Source organism: Kosakonia cowanii JCM 10956 = DSM 18146 (assembly GCF_001975225.1).
GTDB lineage: Bacteria > Pseudomonadota > Gammaproteobacteria > Enterobacterales > Enterobacteriaceae > Kosakonia > Kosakonia cowanii.
This window is the reverse complement of the sequence record NZ_CP019445.1, coordinates 2,250,084-2,263,037: the sequence shown is the minus strand read 5'-3', so window position 1 is coordinate 2,263,037 and position 12,954 is coordinate 2,250,084. Positions and strand designations below refer to the sequence as shown.

Sequence of the window (12,954 nt, the reverse complement as noted above, 5' to 3'; positions counted from 1 at the left end):
TGGGGCCGCGGGGATTGACAAGGGGAGCGCGGCAGCTCCCCTTGTCCCGTTCACCGCATAAGAGATCAATGAAACTCCCCAATGCCTCGTGAACGGAACCCTTCCACCCATCAAGCATGAATGCCAACCCCATCGCCGGATGGCGCGTACCGCTTATCCGGCCTACGCCGTTTCAGCCCCCTAAACACAAAGAAACACCTGCGGCGTCTGCCCATCCGGATGCGTCGCCACATGCACCTGCGCGCCATACCACCGGGTGATAACCTCCGGTTGCAGCACCTGCTGCGGCGTCCCCTCCACCACCAATCTCCCCTTATGCAACAGCACAATGCGATCGGCCCACAGCGCCGCGAGGTTCAGATCGTGCAGCACCACGCAGACATGCAGCCGGGCACGCTGCGTCAGGGATTTAAGCAAACGCAGCAACTGCTGCTGATGGTAGAGATCGAGCGCCGAAGTCGGCTCATCCAGAAATAGCCACCCCTCCGGCGCGCCGTTGCGCCAGAGCTGCGCCAGGCTACGCGCCAGCTGAACCCGCTGCTGCTCGCCGCCGGAAAGTGTGGCAAAGCGGCGTCCAATCAGCGTTTCACAGCCGGTTAAACGCATCACTTTACGCACGATATCGCACGCATGCCTCTCTCCCCACGGCGCACGCCCCATCGCCACTACCGACTCCGCGGCCCACTCCACGCCGAGGGCGTGATGTTGCAGCATCACCGCCCGATAGCGCGACAGCGCCTGCGAAGGCCAGGCGGTAAGGGGTTTTCCCGCCAGGGAACAGACACCGCGCGACGGCGTAAGAAACCCGGTCAGCAGGCGCAGCAGCGTCGATTTTCCCGCACCGTTCGGGCCAATCAGCGCCACCATTTCACCAGGCGGCAGCGTAAGGGAGATATCATCCACCAGCCGCCGCTGGCCGACCGTGAACTGCACCTGGTGGGCAATAAAACCGTTATCCATAGAGCGCACTCCGCTGGCGGAAAATAAGCCATAAAAACCACGGCGCGAAGAGCAGGCTGGTCAGTAAGCCGACCGGCATTTCGGCAGGCGCCACCAGCGTGCGGGCGGCGGTATCTGCCAGCAGTAGCAGGCTCGCCCCCGCCAGCAGCGAGCCGGGGATCTGGTGTTGATGATCGGGGCCTAACACCATGCGTATCAGGTGCGGAACCACCAGCCCGACAAAACCGATGATGCCACTGATGGCAACAGAGGCCGCCACCAACAGCGCGCTACAGAGCAGCAGCCGCCGCTGTAAACGCCGCACATCCACGCCCAGATAGTGCGCCTCCTCCTCGCCCAGTTGCAGAAAGTTGAGCTGTTTCGCCACCCGCCAGATCCCGAGCATGGCGGGCAGGATCAGGGTCGCCGTAACGATGAGCGTCGGCCACTGTGCCTGCCCGAGGCTACCCATTCCCCACTGCGAAAGCTGGCGCAGCTGCGCATCGTTGCTGATCCACGCCAGCATGCCAACGCCCGCGCCGCACAGAGCGTTGATGGCGATCCCCACCAGCAGCAGCCGCGACAGCGCGCTCTCACCCGCTTTGCTAAGTAAAAAGATCACCACCATTACCGCCAGACTACCGATAAAGGCGGCGACCAGCGGGGCATAGAGGGCAACCAGCACCGGCACCGACAGCGGCAGCACCAGCCAGCAGGCGACGACCAGCGCCGCGCCGCTGCTGATGCCAAGTAACCCCGGATCGGCAAGCGGATTGCGAAACAGCCCCTGCATAACGCAGCCGGAGAGCGCCAGCGCCGCGCCAATAAGCAGCGCCAGCAGCACGCGCGGCAGGCGAATGGTGAACCAAATCTGGCGCAGCACCTCATCATCGCCGTACCACAAGCTGGCAAGAGAGAGATCCATCGCCCCCTGCGTGGAGGCGAAGAGCGTGAGTGCCGCCGTCAGCAGCAAGAGTCCCCACAGGAGACGGGAAGCGGCTCGGGTGATCACGGTAGCTGCTCCGCTTTTTTACGCAGTTCCAGCAGCGCCTGCGGGGTGCGCAGACCAAAGCCCAGCAGCGCAGCCTCGCTACTTAACAGCTGTTTGTTGCGCCCGGCGGGGGTTTGCGCAAGGCCCGGCAAGTACCAGATATTCTCCTCGCCGCCAGATGCTTCACGCCTTCAGCTGAGATGAGCACCAGATCCGGCTGGCTGGCGATCACCCCCTCCTGCGACATCGCGCGGTAGTGGGAAAAACCCTGCATCGCATTATTAAGCCCCGCCGCCTGGATAGCGCCATCCGCCGCCGTCTCTCTTCCGCCACCAGCGTGCCCATGCCGCCGTGGCTTAGGATATAGAGCACCTTTTTATCCAGCGGCGAGGTGGGCAGCGCGGCAATCTCCGTCGCCAGCTTTTTGCGCAGCGCCAGGCTCTCTTCGTTTTTGCCAAGGGCGCGGGCAATCACCACCACTTTCTTATCGATCTCTGAGAGCGTATAGCCGCCCGGCACCGGCACCATGTAGACATCGTTATCCTGCACGCTTTTCAACACCAGCGAGGGTTGCGCCTGGCTGCCCGCCAGCACGATGGTAGGCCGCAGCGACAGAATGCCCTCCGCATTTAGCTGGCGAACATAGCCGACATTTGGCAGCTGCTTTACCTCGGCAGGCCAGGTGCTGGTGCTGTCGCGCCCCACCAGCTGATTCTGTGCGCCCAGGCCATAGACAATCTCTGTGACATCGCCGCCAAGGGCGACAACTTTTGGCTCGGCGGCCACCGCCAGTAGCGGTAGCGCCAGCAAGAGCATCACTACGCGTTTCATACCTCGTTCCTCCACGGCGTCAGGGCTTTAATCTGCGCGCGCCAGCAGGCCTGTTCGCGATCCCCTTCGCTGCGCTGACCATAAAGCTGAGCGATTTGCGTACCATCTTCGGCAAACAGCTCCAGGCTGGTGACATGCCCGTCCGCGGTCGGCTTGCGCGTCACCCAGCTTTCGTGGATCCCCGCCTCGCGCAGGTGCAGGGTAAAGATCTTATTCATCACCCGCAGCCAGTCGCCCACCGGCGCACACTTCTCCAGCGCACCGGTAAAAATCTGTATGCAGCCACGGTTGCCGACAAAGATCATGATTTCATTCCCCTCTTGCTGCACCTGCTGCAACAGAGCGGGCAGCGCGTCGTTGCTGACCTGGCAGGCGAGATCGTCGCCCACCAGCCGAAACGCCTGCTGACGTGAGACGTTATGCTTACGCAGCAGGTTGAAGAACTGGTGGACATCGGTCATCTCCCGCCAGTCGTGATCGACCGCCTCTGCATCGGGCGCTTCGTCGTAAAATTTGCTTTCGACCGCGTAGATGGAGAGCGGCACCTGACGCCGACTCGCGAAGCGCTCCACGATTTCATCCCACTGGCCGCCGTCGGTGTAGGGCGTGGCGTAGATTTTCAGTAGCCCATCGCCCTGATGATCGAAAAACTGAATACTGCGGCGCTCGCCTCTTGGCCCCTGCTCCCGCAGGTAGTAGGCGCAGGCCCACTGGCTCATAAAGAGGCGCAGATCGAGGCCGCGCGGGTTGAGCACTACCCCGGCGCGATCGCTGATATGTTGATTGCTGAAACGCCCGGTCATCTCATGAACCGCGTATTCATTGCGACAGATACTTTTGGCTTCGCCGACGCTCTCCAGCGCCTTGAAGATATGGCGCACCGCGCCATCCAGCCGCACCGCATCGTAGCCAACGCGCGCCTCGGCCAGCTCCGCTTCGCTTATCGCCAGCTGGAAAGCGATATCTCTGGCGCTTTTTGCCGGTTCAAGCGCTCTGATTAACTGATACTCCTGCCAGATGGCGGCATAATCCTTTGAAGATACAGGCATATTTTTCACGTCCTTTATGTGTCCTAACATCCCCGGCGCGCGCCGGGGGTAAAGAGGCTGCCGGATTAAAAATCAATATTGACGCCCAGCTGCCAGCTGCGTCCTGGCATCACGCTCAGCGCGTTGTCATAGCGATCCTGGAGGGTGCGCGTTTCCTGCGTCCGGCTGCTGAGGTAATCCCAATATTTGCGGTTGGTGAGGTTATAAACGCCGCCGTTCACCTTCACCTGCTTCGCCACCTGCCACCAGGCGCTCAGGTCGACAACCCCGTAACCGGGCACGCGCATGTAGCTGCTGCTGGCGCTGGCGACCGGTTCGCCGCTGTTCTGATAGGTTTCACGACCGGTCGCGGTGGCGCGCTTACCTTTGACAAAGGTGGCGGTCAGCGCGGTGCCGTAGCGTTTTGCCGGATCGTCCCAGCCGAGGCCGACAATCGCTTTCATCGGCGCGACGCTGTCGAGATCGCGGTAGGCATCGCCCATGTAGCGCGATTTGGCTTGCCCCTCGGCGTAGCCATAAGCGAGGGTTGCGCGCAGCCCTTCCGCCTGCTCAAACCAGCTACCGACATCGAACGTGGCGCTGATTTCACCGCCGTAGATAAAGGCCTTATCGCGGTTTTCCGCCTGATAGCTGGTGTAGATATTCGACGGCACGTTGGCAAAGTTGCCGGGGTTGTCGGCGCGGCGATAGCGGGTGTAGGCGATAAAGTTTTTGTAGCTGTTGTAGAACACTGCACTGCGCAGCTTCACGCCCTGCGCCACCTCGCCTTTCAATCCCCATTCGAGGTTATCGCTGGTTTCGGTTTTTAGCGCCGCGTTGCCGATCAGCGCATACTGCGCGCGCCCGGCATAGTTAGAGCCAAGATTCCAGGAGCCGTAGCGCTGGCTGGCACTGGGGAACTGTGCGCCGCGCCGGTATTGCAGATAGCTCATCAGACGCGGCGTGATGTCGTACTGGAAAGTGAGCGATGGCAGCCACTCGGTATCGCTGTTTTTGTGGTACAGCGCGTTAACATCCGTGGTGTTCAGCACGTTGCTGGTGGTAGTCAGGCTGCCGAGGTTTTCCGGCTTCATTGACTGATGCACCACGCGTAGGCCGGGAATGAGGGCAAAATCGTGCTCTCCGGCGGAGAAATTGATCTGATCCTGCACAAAAGCGCTGAGGATCTCGCGTTTGCTGTCCGCTTCAGGCTGCATGATCGCGCTGCGTGCGTTCGGCATTGGCTGCTGGTGGAATGGGCGCTGCGTTTTGCTGGCGCTGGCATTGAAGCCAGCGCGCAGATCGTGGCGGCCGAAGCTCTTCGCCAGCGCATGCTGAATGCCTATCGTGTCGGTATCGTAACTGGAGTAGACGGTACCCGGAATGCCGGTGGTGCTGTCCGGCATCCACGTGGCATCGTGCGCCTGGGTGCGCTGTAAATAGATCTTTGTCGAAGCGCTATCGACCCACGCATCGACCGGTGTCCAGTCATCTTTCAGGCTGATGGCCCAGCGCCGGGAGTAGCTGCTCTGCTGGGCGTTGCCAATGATGTTACTGCCGTCACGGTTCCAGGCGTCAAAGTGGGTATGCGTCGTTTTGTTATAGTACTCCGCCGTATAGGTCCGTTTGTGCGCCTCAGAGGCTTGCAGGATCCCGGAGAGCAGCAGCGCATCGGAGTGCCAGTTAGCGGGGTAAGCCCCGACTCTGTCGCTGTTATTGCGCGTTTGCTGGCCGTCGCGGCGGCTGTAAACCACAATGCCGCGCACTCTCTCATCCCCTGCCGCGGCCGTTACGCCGTTGTGCCAGCTGCGATCGCTGGAGTCGTAATCGCTCTGGTAACCCGCGTAGTAGTGCTTCGCCCCTTGCAGGTAGTCATTGGCGGATTTTGGCCGGAACGAGACATTGCCACCGATGGCAGTGTTGGCCTGTTCCGCAGACGTTGCGCCCGGCTGGATTGCCACGCTGCCGTAGAGGTAGGGGTCAATATAGTCGCGGCCAATGCCGAAGGTGTTAAGCCCGGCGCGCCCGGCGTAGCTGCGCCCGGTGGCCTCCGGCTGGGGAATGCCATCAACATCAATGCCGACGCGGTTACTCTCAAGGCCACGAATGTTATAGCCGGTGTAACCGCCGCGATCGAAGCCGCTCTTACCGTTGCCGGAACCGCCCCTTGCCCCGGTGGCACCAATCAGCGGTTCATACCGCATGATGGAGCCAAAATCATTCGCCCCGTTGCGTTGCAGAGTGTCAGCATTGATGGCGCGATCGCTCCCGGCTTTAAGCAATGGGGCTGGCGCGGTAATGACCATCTCTTCGGCACGTTCTTGTTCATCGCGTGGTGCGGTTTCTGCCGCAAAGCTTGCGCTGGGTGTAAGCGTTGTCAGTAATGAGGTGACCAGCACGCGGTTTCTGAAGCGTAGCCGGCAAAAAGGTGTAGTCGTCATAAGTGTGTGTGCCTTTGAATTATTATCATCGGGCTCACATCAACTCCCAGAACTCAGCGGAACCGTACACCAGCCGCACGGGCCAGGCATCAGCTCTCTGTTATGGTCAGGATAATAATGATAACCATTATCACTTGCAACGATTTCATAATCCCAACATTTTGCTTACACTTTGCGGACCCCTTTCCCTTCTGGTAACGAGAAGATGTCCACTAAACCTGCCATCACCCTGCACTACTGCGTACAGTGCAACTGGATGCTGCGCGCCAGCTGGATGGCGCAGGAGCTGCTCCATACGTTCAATACCGACTTGGGATCCGTGACGCTAATCCCCGGTACCGGGGGCATATTTGTCATCGAAGCCGATGGCAGCGTCATCTGGGATCGCAAGCAGGAGGGCGGCTTTCCCGATGCCGCAGAGTTAAAACGCCGCGTGCGCGACTGCTGCTTCCCGGAAAAACCGCTGGGTCATGTTGAAAAGCGCAGCGAGTAATCTACTGCGCGAAGGCCTGCCTCAGCGCACGGAACGCCGCCAGCTGCTGTGGAATAAGCTGGTGGCGTTCGTCACGGGCAACGAAAATTTTTAGCATCGCGCTGCCTGCGGCGTTGAAAAAGAGGATGGTGGCGGCGTCCATCGCCATAAATTTGCGTTCAATAAACGCGATATGGTAGCAGTGGTCGGCTTTGATATGACCCGATACCTGCTCTTTGCCCTGCAGGTTGAAGTAACCGTGGCTGTAAAATCCCGGCGGTAGCGCGATGCTGCACTCCAGGATCACATCTTCAGTGTGGATCAGGAGCAGCACCGTGCCCCAGGTGGTCACCTCTTGCCACACCTCATCAAAGTGGGTACCGGCAATCATCTTGCTGCCAGGCAGTTGGCGTACCACTTCAAGCAGCGTGGTTTGATAATGCCGGGCGACATGTTCAAGTATGCAATCCGGCTCGGTGTGCAAAAACTCCTGTAAGCTCTTCTCTGTCATCTCTCTCTCCTTTGACTTTCCCTTCGCCACCTCTCCACTGCAGCGATGAATGAGAATTACTATCATTTGTCTCGAGAAAAAACTGCGAGCTACCGCGCAATAAAAAAGGCCGCCGAAGCGACCTTGTAACTATTTTTTAACCGGTTGCGGTTTTTTGTCGCCGGATTCCGGCGCTTCGCGTGGATCGTCTTTTTCAATATTGAACACAAAACCTCCTTTTGCGAATGGATGTTTAGTAAATATAGCTAAGCCTTGCACTCTAAACCAGGCGGCAGAGGATTAAAAAAGCGCCATTGGCGGAGAATAATTAAGCTGAATCGGTTCAAAAAACCGTCGACATAGCTAAAAACGGCGTATTTTCAAATATTTATTCATGAAATAATTTATTCGTGAGCAGCGTAAAATTTCATTACAAATGCGGGTTTTAGCAGCTTATGCTGTTGCCCAATTGTGCATAGATCGCCAACTCATTGTTAGTAACGAAGATGCATTTGCATACCCTCAGGCGCAGATCGGATTTCCTGTACCTGAGGGATTTTTTTTGCCTGCAGCCGTTCAGGAAAATAATTAACCAAGGGAATTAATTTTATTTCTTTTGGGATCTACAAAACCGTACAAATAATTAAGCGAGCCGTTTCCGACTCGCTATCGTTTAAAAATTAAATTTTAAACTTCAGGTTAAAACAGCAACGGCACCACTATTTTTTATTGCTGCTGTTGCTATTCTGTCCGCCTTTCTTACCGGCTTCGGACGCGCGCTCTGGGTCGTTTTTAAAGTTCCCACCGCTCTGCTGTCCGCCTTTACGCCCTGCTTCTGAGGCTTTCTCACGATCTTCAGCGAAATTACCGGAACCGCCTCTATGCTCGGCCATGTTATTTCTCCATCTGTCGTTTCAAATATAATCAATATGACATCAGCGTCATATCAATCGCCTTTCATGATTAAGCCTGGCCATAAACATAATTTATGTCAAAGCGCAGCCGTTAATTAATATCGCGTTTATGCAATGCATATTTTTTATTTCAGCTATCCCACTGGTTAGCCGAGGAAAAATAGCGCAGCGGGAGGCTAAATTTATTTTACGGCTGCGTTTAGTGTACTAATCACACAGCTTGCCGCGAGCCTGTCGTGACAGGCTCTGCCAGGGCTGGCATTTGCTTTTGTTATAATATAACATTTCAATTTATGACAAACGTAACCAGGGAGTGATCACGATGATGAAGAAAACGGCTTTTGCTTTGGCGATGGGCGCGCTGCTGATGAGCACGCAGGGCTTTGCCCATGGGCATCACCACGGCAAACCGCTGACGGAAGTGGAGCGTAAAGCGAGCGAAGGGATTATTGATGATAAAGATGTGAAAGATCGCCCGCTCTCGGACTGGGATGGCGTGTGGCAATCCATTAACCCTTACCTGCTGAACGGCGATCTCGATCCGGTGCTGAAGAAAAAGGCGCAGCACGGCGATAAAACGGTCGAGGAGTACCGCGACTATTACAAAAAGGGCTACGCCACGGATGTCGAGATGATCGGCATTGAAAACAACGTGATGGAGTTCCACTCCGGCAAAACCGTCAATAGCTGCCGCTATGATTACGCCGGCTACAAGATCCTGACCTACGTTTCGGGCAAAAAGGGCGTGCGCTATCTGTTTGAGTGTAAAGACGCAAACTCTAAAGCACCGAAGTATGTGCAATTCAGCGATCACACCATCGCCCCGCGCCAGTCCCAGCATTTCCACATTTACATGGGCAATGAGTCTCAGGAAGCCTTGCTGAAAGAGATGGATAACTGGCCGACTTACTATCCCTACAATATGACCAAAGCGCAGATCGTAGACGAGATGCTGCACCACTAATTTCTCTGCGGGCGGCCATCGCTGCCGCCCGCCTCTCCCCGTTATCTTCCCCCGTTTTTCCCGCGCCGATGATTTAGGAGTAATCCTCTCCAGAGTGCCGTCTATGCTTAAGGCTTAAAAAAACGATAACGCCGTTATAAGCAGACCCCTTTTTTATTCACCCGCATTGATGACTGGAGGCCTGGTATGAGCAACCAAGGCAACAACCCGGACGCGCACCGCGCCCCGGAAATGATCCCGCTGTCCTTAACTGTTAACGGCGAGCGCCGACAGCTTGAGGTTGATACCCGTACCACGCTGCTGGATGCGCTGCGTGAAAGTTTACACCTCACCGGCACCAAGAAAGGGTGCGACCACGGCCAGTGCGGCGCCTGCACGGTGATCGTTAACGGGCGGCGCATCAACTCCTGCCTTACCCTGGCAGTAATGCAGCAGGATGCCGACGTCACCACCATTGAGGGCCTCGGTTCGCCGGACGATCTCCATCCGATGCAGGCGGCCTTTGTCAAACATGATGGCTACCAGTGCGGGTACTGCACGCCGGGGCAGATCTGCTCCTCCGTCGCCATGCTGAAAGAGATTGAGCAGGGCATTCCCAGCCACGTCACTCTCGATCTCGTCTCCCCGCCCCAGATGACGGCAGATGAGATCCGTGAACGCATGAGCGGCAACCTCTGCCGCTGCGGCGCCTACGCCAACATGCTGGCAGCGATTGAAGAGACCGCCGGGGAGAAATCATGAAGACCTTTACCTATGAGCGGGTCACCACCCCTGCCGAAGCGGCTGCCAGCGCGCAGCGCACAGAGGGGGCGAAATTTATCGCGGGCGGCACTAACCTGCTTGATTTGATGAAGCTGGAGATTGAGACGCCGACCCATCTGATTGATGTCAATGGCCTGGCGCTGGATAGCATTGAAGTGACCGCTGAAGGCGGCCTGCGTATTGGCGCGCTGGTGCGCAACACCGATCTCGCCGCCGATGGGCGCGTGCGCCGCGATTATGCCGTCCTCTCCCGCGCCCTGCTTGCCGGTGCTTCTGGTCAGTTGCGTAACCAGGCAACGACCGCTGGCAACCTGCTGCAACGCACGCGCTGCCCCTATTTTTACGACACCAATCAACCCTGCAACAAACGCCAGCCGGGCAGCGGCTGCGCGGCGCTGGGCGGCTACAGCCGTCAGCTTGCGGTGGTCGGTGCCAGCGAATCCTGCATTGCTACCCATCCGAGCGATATGGCGGTTGCCATGCAGCTGCTTGATGCAGTTGTTGAGACCGTCAACCCGGACGGTAGCGAACGCCAGATCCCGCTGGCGGAATTTTATCGCGCGCCGGGCGACACGCCGCATCTGGAGACGGTGTTGCAGCCCGGCGAACTGATTGTCGCCGTCACCCTGCCGCCGCCCGCAGGCGGCACGCATATCTACCGTAAAGTGCGCGACCGCGCTTCTTACGCTTTTGCGCTGGTCTCCGTGGCGGCTATTGTCCACCCGGACGGCAGCGGGCGCGTGGCTATCGGCGGCGTTGCCCATAAACCGTGGCGGCTTGCCGAAGCGGATGCGGCGCTGCCGCAGGGGGCACAGGCGGTGTATGACAAGCTCTTCGCCACCGCGCAGCCTACGGCTGAGAATGCATTTAAATTGACGCTGGCGAAGCGCACGCTCGCCTCGGTGTTGTCGGAAGCGAGGGCGTAAACGATGAAATTTGAGAAACCGGCAGGCGAAAACCCCATCGATCAACTGAAAGTGGTCGGGCAGCCCCATGACCGCATCGACGGCCCGCTAAAAGTGAGCGGCCGCGCCCACTACGCCTACGAATGGCATGATGTGCTGCCCAATGTCGCCTATGGCTACATCGTCAGCGCGGGCATTGCGAAAGGCAAAATCAGCGAGATTAATTGCGATGCGGCAGGCAACGCGCCGGGCGTGCTGTCGATTATCACCGCCGATAACGCTGGCCCGCTGGGCAAAGGCGAGCGCAACGCCGCCACGCTGCTTGGCGGCCCGCAGATTGAGCACTATCACCAGGCCGTTGCGCTGGTGGTGGCTGAAACCTTTGAGCAGGCGCGCGCCGCCGCCGGGCTGGTGGACATCACTTACCAGCGCGAAAGCGGTGCCTACGATCTGGCGGCAGAGAAACCGGCGGTCAACAGCGCGCCGGAGAGCGCACCGGACAAAAATAGCGGCGATTTTGACGCTGCCTGGGCAAGCGCCGAGGTGAAACTCGACGCCACCTACACCACGCCGGATCAGAGCCATATGGCGATGGAGCCGCACGCCTCGATGGCCGTCTGGGAAGGGGATAAGGTGACGGTCTGGACTTCCAACCAGATGGTCGCCTGGTGCCGCACCGATCTGGCCGCCACCCTCAAGTTGCCGGAAGAGAACGTACGTATCATCTCGCCCTATATTGGCGGCGGTTTTGGCGGCAAGCTCTTCCTGCGCAGCGATGCGCTGCTGGCCGCCCTCGCCGCTCGCGCCTTGCAGCGCCCGGTGAAAGTGATGCTGCCGCGCCCGATGATCCCCAATAACACTACTCATCGCCCGGCGACTATTCAGCACATCCGTATCGGCACCGATCGGCTGGGGAAAATCACCGCCATCGCGCACGATAGCTGGTCCGGTAACCTGCCGGGCGGGACGCCGGAGACGGCGGTAAACCAGACCGAGCTGCTCTACGCGGGGGCTAATCGCCATACCGGTTTACGGCTGGCGACCCTCGATCTACCCGAGGGCAACGCCATGCGCGCGCCGGGTGAGGCACCGGGGATGATGGCGCTGGAGATTGCCATTGATGAGATGGCAGAGCGAGCCGGGATCGATCCGGTTGAGTTTCGCATTCTCAATGACACGCAGGTTGATCCGAAGGATCCACAGCGCCCCTTCTCACGCCGCCAGCTGGTGGAGTGCCTGCGCAGCGGCGCGGAGCACTTTGGCTGGTCGCAACGCAACGCCACGCCCGGCCAGACGCGGGATGGAGAGTGGCTGGTGGGCTACGGTGTCGCGGCGGGCTTTCGTAACAACCTGCTCGCCCCCTCCGGCGCACGCGTGCATCTCGACGACGCAGGCCGGGTGACGGTAGAGACGGATATGACCGATATCGGCACCGGCAGTTACACCATCATTGCCCAGACCGCCGCCGAGATGCTCGGCGTGCCGCTCTCCCACGTTGAAGTGCGGCTTGGCGACTCCAGCTTCCCGGTCTCTGCCGGTTCCGGCGGGCAATGGGGTGCCAACACCTCCACCGCAGGCGTTTATGCCGCCTGCGTCAAGCTGCGTGAAGCCATCGCCAAAAAACTGGGCTTTGATGCCGCTTCAGCGGTGTTCGCTGATGAGACGATAAGCGTGGGCGATCGCAGCGCACCGCTAAAAGCCGCGGGCGCGCTCAGCGCGGAAGATACCATTGAGTTTGGCGATCTGGATGAGCAGTATCAGCAATCGACCTTTGCTGGCCACTTTGTTGAGGTCGCCGTCGATGCGGCAACCGGCGAAGTGCGCGTGCGCCGTATGCTGGCGGTGTGTGCCGCCGGGCGCATCCTCAACCCGAAAACCGCGCGCAGCCAGGTGATTGGCGCGATGACGATGGGGCTGGGCGGCGCATTGATGGAGGAGCTGGCGGTTGATACGCGCCAGGGTTACTTCGTCAATCACGATATGGCGACCTACGAGGTGCCGGTGCATGCCGACGTGCCTGAGCAGGAGGTGATTTTCCTCGACGACACCGATCCCATCTCCTCGCCGATGAAGGCCAAGGGCGTAGGCGAACTGGGGCTGTGCGGCGTCAGCGCGGCGATCGCCAATGCGATCTACAACGCGACCGGCGTGCGGGTGCGGGATTACCCGGTCACGCTCGATAAGCTGCTCGACGCCTTGCCGGATATTGCCTGAGGA

The 12,954-nt window shown here is 58.9% G+C and carries 11 protein-coding genes and 1 pseudogene; 5 read left to right on the top strand and 7 right to left on the bottom strand.

The window, feature by feature from the left end; genetic code table 11:
• Window positions 1-180: 180 nt before the first annotated feature.
• From BWI95_RS10630 to BWI95_RS10610, 5 genes and pseudogenes are all read right to left on the bottom strand, one after another.
• On the bottom strand, window positions 181-960 hold the full coding sequence (locus tag BWI95_RS10630; RefSeq protein WP_076769447.1) for a heme ABC transporter ATP-binding protein: 780 nt from the start codon (window positions 958-960) through the stop codon (window positions 181-183).
• On the bottom strand, window positions 953-1,948 hold the full coding sequence (locus BWI95_RS10625) for a FecCD family ABC transporter permease (RefSeq protein ID WP_054804078.1): 996 nt from the start codon (window positions 1,946-1,948) through the stop codon (window positions 953-955). The genes BWI95_RS10630 and BWI95_RS10625 overlap by 8 nt, the downstream gene beginning before the upstream one ends.
• Window positions 1,948-2,761, bottom strand: a pseudogene (locus tag BWI95_RS10620) (heme/hemin ABC transporter substrate-binding protein). The gene BWI95_RS10625 and the pseudogene BWI95_RS10620 overlap by 1 nt, the downstream one beginning before the upstream one ends.
• A complete protein-coding gene (locus tag BWI95_RS10615) occupies window positions 2,758-3,810 on the bottom strand; it encodes a hemin-degrading factor (protein WP_054804077.1) in 1,053 nt (350 codons plus the stop codon). Before BWI95_RS10615 ends, BWI95_RS10620 begins: the two are co-directional and overlap by 4 nt.
• A 65-nt stretch (window positions 3,811-3,875) precedes the next feature.
• Complete coding sequence (locus tag BWI95_RS10610; protein ID WP_076769446.1) at window positions 3,876-6,230, bottom strand: TonB-dependent receptor domain-containing protein; 2,355 nt, start codon at window positions 6,228-6,230, stop codon at window positions 3,876-3,878.
• Between the two features lie 205 nt (window positions 6,231-6,435).
• On the opposite strand from BWI95_RS10610, the gene BWI95_RS10605 reads away from it, so the two are divergent.
• A complete protein-coding gene (locus tag BWI95_RS10605) occupies window positions 6,436-6,723 on the top strand; it encodes an Rdx family protein (protein WP_023479005.1) in 288 nt (95 codons plus the stop codon).
• Between the two features lies 1 nt (window position 6,724).
• On the opposite strand, the gene hutX is transcribed toward BWI95_RS10605, so the two are convergent.
• A complete protein-coding gene (gene hutX / locus BWI95_RS10600) occupies window positions 6,725-7,213 on the bottom strand; it encodes a heme utilization cystosolic carrier protein HutX (protein WP_054804074.1) in 489 nt (162 codons plus the stop codon).
• A 698-nt stretch (window positions 7,214-7,911) separates the two neighbouring features.
• Window positions 7,912-8,085: a con-10 family general stress protein gene (locus BWI95_RS10595; RefSeq protein ID WP_023478999.1), complete on the bottom strand. Its 174-nt coding sequence runs from the start codon at window positions 8,083-8,085 to the stop codon at window positions 7,912-7,914.
• 346 nt (window positions 8,086-8,431) lie between these two features.
• Here BWI95_RS10595 and zinT point away from each other — a divergent pair, with 346 nt between their 5' ends.
• The 4 genes from zinT to paoC all read left to right on the top strand — a co-directional run bounded on the left by zinT (window position 8,432) and on the right by paoC (window position 12,951).
• Window positions 8,432-9,070 carry a metal-binding protein ZinT gene (gene zinT, locus BWI95_RS10590; protein WP_156884945.1) on the top strand — a complete coding sequence of 213 codons (639 nt, stop codon included), beginning with the start codon at window positions 8,432-8,434 and terminating at the stop codon, window positions 9,068-9,070.
• 186 nt (window positions 9,071-9,256) lie between these two features.
• Window positions 9,257-9,811, top strand: a complete 555-nt coding sequence (gene paoA / locus BWI95_RS10585; protein ID WP_076769445.1) for an aldehyde dehydrogenase iron-sulfur subunit PaoA — start codon at window positions 9,257-9,259, stop codon at window positions 9,809-9,811.
• Complete coding sequence (locus BWI95_RS10580; protein ID WP_076769444.1) at window positions 9,808-10,758, top strand: FAD binding domain-containing protein; 951 nt, start codon at window positions 9,808-9,810, stop codon at window positions 10,756-10,758. Before paoA ends, BWI95_RS10580 begins: the two co-directional genes overlap by 4 nt.
• Window positions 10,759-10,761: 3 nt before the next feature.
• On the top strand, window positions 10,762-12,951 hold the full coding sequence (paoC, locus tag BWI95_RS10575; protein ID WP_076769443.1) for an aldehyde oxidoreductase molybdenum-binding subunit PaoC: 2,190 nt from the start codon (window positions 10,762-10,764) through the stop codon (window positions 12,949-12,951).
• Window positions 12,952-12,954 lie beyond the last annotated feature (3 nt).